Here is a 7238-nt window from a genome sequence, read left to right on the forward strand (position 1 = left end):
GAAAAAGTAGCTTCCGGAAACATCGACTTTCTTGCCGATTTTGTTGGAATAATTAAGTCCGAAAGAGTTGGTACCCGTAATCCCGCTCTGGTTACCTACCAGGAAGTTACCCGACGCTCCCCCGCCACCGCCTCTTCCGCCGCCGCCACCGCCGGTTACACCCAGAAGATCCTGGCTTGCGAAGTTCTGCATATTGATATTGTTGCTCAGTCCGATCACAGAAATGCGTTGGTCGCCTTTGAAGAAGCTTACATTGCCGCCCGCCTGATACCGGTTATCCAGTCCGTAGCCACCGAAAAGTTTCCCGAACTGCCCCATTTTACGATCCGCTTTGGTCACGATATTGATCGTTTTCTGTGCACTTCCGTCATCAAAGCCGGTGAACTGCGCCTGGTCGCTCAGCTTGTCGAAAACCTCTATTTTATCAACAATCTCTGCCGGAAGGGATTTCAGTGTCAAAGCAGCATCGTCACCAAAAAAAGGCTTTCCATCAACCAGCACGCGGTTTACAGTTTCACCATGCGCTGTTACTGTTCCATTAGCAACCGTAATGCCCGGCATTTTCTGTATCAGATCTTCGGTAGTAGCATCAGGATTGGTCTTGAATGCGGCTGCATTGAACTGCGTAGTATCTCCCTTTTGCTCCATTGCGGTCACCTGGCCTACTACCTTTACTTCTTTCAGGTTGGCAACCGCCTCAGTAAGCTGGATCGTTCCGAGATCCTGCATATCGTTGGAGATAGTAACCGTTTTGGAAAAATCTTTATAGCTGAGATAAGTGACCTTGACCAGATAGGTGTTTTCTTTGGCAAGACCGGTGAATGCAAACTGACCGTTTACATCGGTAGTAACATACTCCGGCTTGGCGTCGGGCACATTGCGGCTCACAGCCACATAGGCGCCTACCACTGCTGAGCGGCTCACGCTGTCGATGACGGTGCCTTTGATCTGGGCATTTTGCGCCTGCGCAAATGAGGCAGTTAATAAACCCAGGGCAAGTATGATGAGGTAGCTGAATCTGTTCATGATTTCTATAAAGGTTTCTCGGAGGTTAGAGCCAGACTTCTCCTCAAAGTTTAACTGCATTTACCGGGAAACCTTTACAATCGACAGATCTGCGCAATTTTATAGATCAAACCACCGTTTCGCTCGATGGAAAAATGCGCATTTACTTCAACCAATCTTTTAATAAACCTTCGTATTTACTAAGAAATACATCGTAGGCTGCTTTCAGCTGGGGCAACGCCTGCGCCAAAGTACTGGTATCATCAGATTTCAGCCTCCATTCCGCATCTCGCGCGATCTCGGCAACCTGAGAAACACCTACCGTGCCTCCGCTGCCTTTTAATGTATGCAAATTACTTTTTACAGTCGGTATATCCCCCGCTGCATAGGCAGCCAATGCACCGTCCACAAGCTCGTTGGATTCGGTGACAAAATCCTCAAAAACTGACCAGACCAGATCAGCTCCGCCGATCCCATTCAGCTGGTCGATAATTTCTTTATCAAGTACCGGCAACTCGGGCTCCGCTGGTGCCGGCGCTTCGATGGCAGACGCTTGCTGGATCGTTTTGCTGCCTATCAGCTCTTTCACCTTCTGGATCAAAGTTTGCGCGCGGATAGGCTTGGCAATGTAATCGTCCATTCCCTGACTGATAAACCGGTCACGATCTTCCTTCATGGAATAGGCGGTCATCGCCACAATCGGTGGTAACCCCTGTACCTTTTTCCGTAATTCCTGGGAGGTTTGCACCCCGTCCATGTCCGGCATCTGGATATCCATGAAAATGATATCATAAAGCGGGATATCTTTTTCGACGCGGCTCTCCACAATTTCAATCGCTTTGAAACCGCTCTCTGCGAGGTCCACTTCACAGCCTGACTTTTTCAGTATTTCAAATGCGACTTTCCTGTTCACCGCATTATCATCTACCAGCAGAATGCTCGGGTGGTACGTTGAAAAAACGTTCTCAATATGCGTTTCTTCCACCGTTGTGAGGTTACTTACCAATGCACCCGTAGTTTCCATTGTTTCAAATGTAAACCAGAAAGTACTCCCCTCGCCCAATGTAGATTCTACCCCGATATCCCCGTTCATGAGCTCACAAAGCTGTTTGGAAATAGCGAGACCCAGGCCAGTGCCGCCAAAAGACTTGCGGGAAGAGTTATCAAGCTGGGTAAATGAGGTAAATAAAATCTGCTTGTCCGTAGCACTGATCCCGATCCCAGAATCTTTCACTTCTACTTTGATCTTGTGCCGCAACCCATCCTTTTTCACCAATGTAAGAATTACATTTACCGCACCGTTTTCGGTAAATTTTAATGCATTTGAAGTCAGGTTGGACAGGATCTGCAACAATCGGGTCTGGTCTGCTACGATAAACTTCGGTATCTCCGGGGCAATGCTGTAAGTCAGCGTATTATTCTTGTTCTTCGCCGTTTGTCCAAAAAGTGAGACCAACTTCAGGAGCAGTTCTTCTACAGAAATCGGACTCTGGTGCAGCTCCATTTTGCCCGCCTCAATCTTGGAAAGGTCGAGAATGTCATTTAAAATATTGAGTAACGTCTCAGAAGACCGTTTGATCGTGAGCACGTAATCTTTCTGCTCCACATTCAGTGGCGTTTCACCCAGCAAATCGATCATCCCGATTACCCCATTCATCGGTGTACGGATTTCGTGGCTCATGTTTGCCAAAAAGCCTTCTTTTACTTTCAGCGAGCGTTCAGCATGCTCTTTCGCTTTCAGCAGTTCAAGCTCGTTTTTCTTCAATTCTGTAATATCCCTCGCCAACACAGCCACTTCGGTCGGCTTGCCTTTTTCGTTGGAGAACATGAGCATGTTGATCATAAACTGCCGCTCCGTTCCGTCTTTCCGGTAAAGTGTGATTTCAAAATTCCGGAGGCTCTTTGTTTTCCTAAGCCTGATCAATGCAGAATGGATCCGCTTTTTGTCAGGGAAGAATTCAACGACCTTGTGCCCGATCACTTCCTCAGGCAGGTAACCCAGCCTTTTCATCACCGACTGGCTGATCATCGTAATTTCTCCGCGGCGGTCGATCCGGCAATAAATGTCCTGCAGGTTTTCAAAAATTCCCCGGAAAAGCTCCTCACTGTGCCTTAGCGATAATTCCGCTTCTTTCCTGCGGGTAATATCTCTTGCGATACCAGAAACTTCCTCAATTACGCCGTCAGCATAATGGATCGGGTTGAGGTAAAATTCAAGCCACATGTTGCTCCCATCCTTTCGCTCTATCTTGAACTCAAAATACTGGGCTTCTCCGCGCAAAGCCTGCCTGTACTTGGATTCGAGTGTGCGGCGATTGGTGTTGCCCACCATTCTCCATCCAAACTTCTCCGGGCTCGATTGAAGCGACGGGCGCACGCCCAGCTGGTTCCGGATCAGGTCTGCGTAATTTCTGTTGAAGGATGTGAGCTGTAATGATTTATTTACCGACCAGATCAAATGCGAGCTACTGTCGAAAATGGCATTCAGGCGGGCCACATATTTGCTCAGTTCTTCCTCACTCTGCTTTCTGGCAATAGCGAGCGCCACCTGGCCGGAGATAAATTCCAGCAGTTCGAGGTCGCGTGCATCAAACATGTTGGGATCGTCATAGGATTTAACCCCGATAATCCCGGTTACACGGTCGCCAATCCGCAACGGAACGCACAAAAGCTGCTTAGGAGTAACCCCGTAAAGATACAGGCTGTTGGTTTTAGCGAGTTTTTCAATGTCGCCATCGGACAAGAACAGGGGTTTGTTTGAAGCAATCGCATATTCAGTAACGCCATTTCCCAGCTTTCGCTTCGTAAAACGCACATTTCCCTGAAAATACTGATCTACGTAATAAGGAAAGTAAATGAAGCTTTTGCTCTGATCGTAGAGCGCTATAAAGAAATTTTTTACGTCGATGATTTTACCAAGTTCTTCGTGGATACTATGGTAAAAATCGTCAAGGTTCTGGGCTGTAACTGTCCAGTTCGCAATGCTGTAATACAGGTTCTGCGCCTTTTCTGCGCGGATCTTTTCAGTAAAATCATTGAGGATACACCGGAATGCAGTTGGTTTTCCATTGTCGTAGCGACAAACGACACTTCCTGAAACAAACACCTTTTTGCCTTCCCGGCTTAAAAAAACCGCCTCGAAATTGGAGCTGGAATTACCTTGTTCAATTTTCTTTAATTGTTCCAAAGCCTGCTCCTTGTGCTGAGGATGCAGGATATCTTCCATTCGCATGGAGGCGATTTCATCCAATCCGTACCCCAGTACTTCGCGCCAGGCTTTGTTGACGAAAATGAATTTGCCGTCGATTGCAACCAGCTGGATCAGGTCGCTGGTATTATCTACCAGATCCTGCAATTGAGAGTTCGATTTGGAGATGGAAGATTCCATCCGGCGGCGCCTCGTAATATCATCGCCCACAAGGGTAATGCATTCAATTTCCTCCCCTTCCCGGTGGATCAGTACCGAGTTAATGGAAAAAGTACGCACAGCGCCTTTCTGAGCGAGGAACGGGATCTCACGTTGTTCAAGCTTTCGTTTTCCCTGAATTCCCTCTTCCAGCATCTGCCTTACCTCGTATTCTTCCTCTTTCGGGATCAGCTTATCAAAGATGCTGTACCCGAGCAGGTCAGACTCCTGCCAGCCCGTTTTCATCAATGCATGCGCACTTATATTCCTGATAGTGAAGTCAGGTGAAAAGGTAATTCCGATCAGATTTAAATGCTGAAGTGTAGCGTGTATAGTATGCCAGTCGGCCTGCGACATTATCATTTCCATGGTTCCGTATCAACGCACTTTTAAGGTTCCTTCCAATTCTTTATTCGATAAATCTACGAATTAAGCCGTAATTTTGGTTTGTGAAAACGAATTATAAAAAACCAAATGACGGGAGAGTCAGAGCTAAAAAGCACCTTGGCCAGCACTTTCTAAAAGACTTAAATATTGCACAACGCATTGTGGACGGACTATCCGGTCACGGGGGCTATAAGCAGGTTCTGGAGATCGGACCAGGTATGGGCGTACTTACCCAGTATCTCCTTCCGAAGATAGACTTCACTACTTCTGTTATCGAGATAGATAGGGAATCGGTGACCTACCTGGAACAGCATTACCCTGAACTTGCCACAAGGATTATCGGCGGTGACTTCCTAAGGTTTGATACCGTCAGCTATTTCAATGAGCCTTTCGCGATCATCGGAAACTTCCCTTATAATATCTCATCACAAATCTTTTTTCGCGCATTAGAAATCCGGGACCACATTCCCGAGATTGTTTGCATGCTGCAAAAGGAAGTAGCAATGCGCATTGCTTCGCCTCCCGGGAATAAGGATTACGGCATTTTGAGCGTGCTTTTACAAGCCTTTTACGATATTGACTATCTCGTATCTGTACCTCCGGGCGCATTTGATCCTCCACCGAAAGTGCAGTCCGGGGTGATCAGATTGAGGAGGAACAGTGTTCAAAAGCTGGATTGTGATGAAAAGAAGTTTTTCACCGTTGTTAAAACGGGCTTTAACCAAAGACGGAAAACGCTGCGGAATGCATTGAAACCGATCGGGATCTTCCCGGAACATCCTCTGCTGGACAAAAGAGCCGAACAACTTAGTGTCAATGATTTTGTCGAGCTAACCAGATTGGCAGAAAACCTGACCGCATAAAGAGGCTGTCCGATAAATACAAATTGTAAGCTAAAAGCGAACAGCTGATAGCTAAAAGCCAATCGCCAAAAGCTGTTGACAATGACTTTCGAACTCACCCAACTCTACGTTGACCATATACAGGAATTAATTGCGAAAGAAGACGCTGCGGCTATCCGGTCGGAGATGGAGAATGTGTTTGCCGCGGATATTACGAGCTTGCTTTACGAGCTGGAAACTGAGAATGCCAAGTATCTGGTCAATCAGCTGAACCTGGAAACAGGCGCAGCCATTCTCGCGGATATGGACCCGAGTGAAAGGCGGGAGTTCCTGAAAGCATTTACCTCCGAGGAGATCTCACGATTTGTTAATTTGTTCGATTCCGATGATGCCGTGGATTTGCTGAACGAACAGCCGATCCGTGTGCGGGAAGAGGTAATTGCATTGCTGGAAGACAGAGAACAAGCGCGTTTTATCCTTGACCTGCTGCATTATGATGAAGATGTTGCGGGTGGTTTGATGCAGAAAGAGCTGGTGAAAGCCAATGTAAACTGGACCGTAAATGAATGCATTGAGGAGCTCAGGAAACAGGCCGAAGATGTTGGAAAAGTGTATGCAGTATATGTAGTTGACGATTTTGGCAAATTACACGGGATATTGTCTCTGAAAAAAATTGTCCTCGCACACAAAAATACGCGCATTGAAAGTCTGTACGATAAAGATGTAATTTTTGTTGAAACCTACCGCCCGGCCGTGGAAGTAGCGGAGCTTATGCAACGTTATGACCTGGATGCATTGCCGGTTGTAAATGTGCAGGGCAAACTCCTGGGCCGCATTACCATCGACGACGTGATCGACGTGATTACCGACCTGGCCAGTTCGGATACGCTTGCGATGGCGGGTATTACGGGAGATGTGGAGGAGGACGATACGATTTGGCAGCAAACCAAAGCGCGCTTGCCTTGGTTACTTGTAGGTATGATGGGAGGAATACTCGCCGCCAAATTCATCAGTTTTTTTGAAGGTGATTTGAAGATTATACCCGCTATGGCGGCATTCATTCCTATCATCGGGTCAACCGGCGGGAATGTGGGCATTCAAACATCTTCCATTATCCTGCAAAGTCTGGCAGATAAAACAGGTTTGGACACGACGGTAGGTCAGCGTTTGATCCGGATGTTTGCAGTAGCTTTTATCAATGGACTTATTATCAGTGCCATTGTTTTCGGATTCAATCTCCTGATCGGCAATGATATCCAGCTTGCCATGGTGGTCTCGACGGCTTTAATGTCCGTTGTATTCCTGGCATCTTTCATGGGAACAATTACACCTATTTTGCTGGAAAAAATCGGGATCAATCCGGCTGTTGCTTCCGGCCCCTTTATCACAACTGCAAATGATCTGATCGGTTATGGCGTGTACTTCGGACTGGCTCACCTGCTGCTGAACTTATAGGATCAGCATTCACTCAGGCTGATCGGGATATTCACAGCCAGGCCACCTTCCGACGTTTCCTTATAACGGTGGTTCATATCCAATGCCGTTTGCCACATGGTTTGTACCACATTATCAAGAGATACTTTCGCGTTTTCAGGATT

Annotated in this window: 5 protein-coding genes; 2 read left to right on the forward strand and 3 right to left on the reverse strand. The window is 47.1% G+C overall.

The window, feature by feature from the left end:
• Both ACTIE6_RS27805 and ACTIE6_RS27810 read right to left on the reverse strand, forming a co-directional pair.
• On the reverse strand, window positions 1-1086 hold a 1086-nt coding region (locus ACTIE6_RS27805), incomplete at its 3' end, for a carboxypeptidase-like regulatory domain-containing protein (RefSeq protein ID WP_439559740.1).
• A gap of 82 nt (window positions 1087-1168) precedes the next feature.
• Entirely contained in the window at window positions 1169-4780 is a 3612-nt protein-coding gene (locus ACTIE6_RS27810) for a PAS domain S-box protein (protein ID WP_439559741.1), read from the reverse strand.
• A gap of 80 nt (window positions 4781-4860) precedes the next feature.
• On the opposite strand from ACTIE6_RS27810, the gene rsmA reads away from it, so the two are divergent.
• Window positions 4861-5661: a 16S rRNA (adenine(1518)-N(6)/adenine(1519)-N(6))-dimethyltransferase RsmA gene (rsmA, locus tag ACTIE6_RS27815; protein WP_439559742.1), complete on the forward strand. Its 801-nt coding sequence runs from the start codon at window positions 4861-4863 to the stop codon at window positions 5659-5661.
• Window positions 5662-5742: 81 nt separating this feature from the next.
• Complete coding sequence (gene mgtE / locus ACTIE6_RS27820; RefSeq protein ID WP_439559743.1) at window positions 5743-7095, forward strand: magnesium transporter; 1353 nt, start codon at window positions 5743-5745, stop codon at window positions 7093-7095.
• A 2-nt stretch (window positions 7096-7097) separates the two neighbouring features.
• Here mgtE and ACTIE6_RS27825 read toward each other — a convergent pair.
• The coding region (locus ACTIE6_RS27825; protein ID WP_439559751.1) for an L-serine ammonia-lyase, iron-sulfur-dependent, subunit alpha at window positions 7098-7238 on the reverse strand (141 nt) is incomplete at its 5' end.

Origin of the sequence: Dyadobacter sp., assembly GCF_051859145.1 — a bacterium.
Taxonomy (GTDB): Bacteria; Bacteroidota; Bacteroidia; order Cytophagales; family Spirosomataceae; genus Dyadobacter.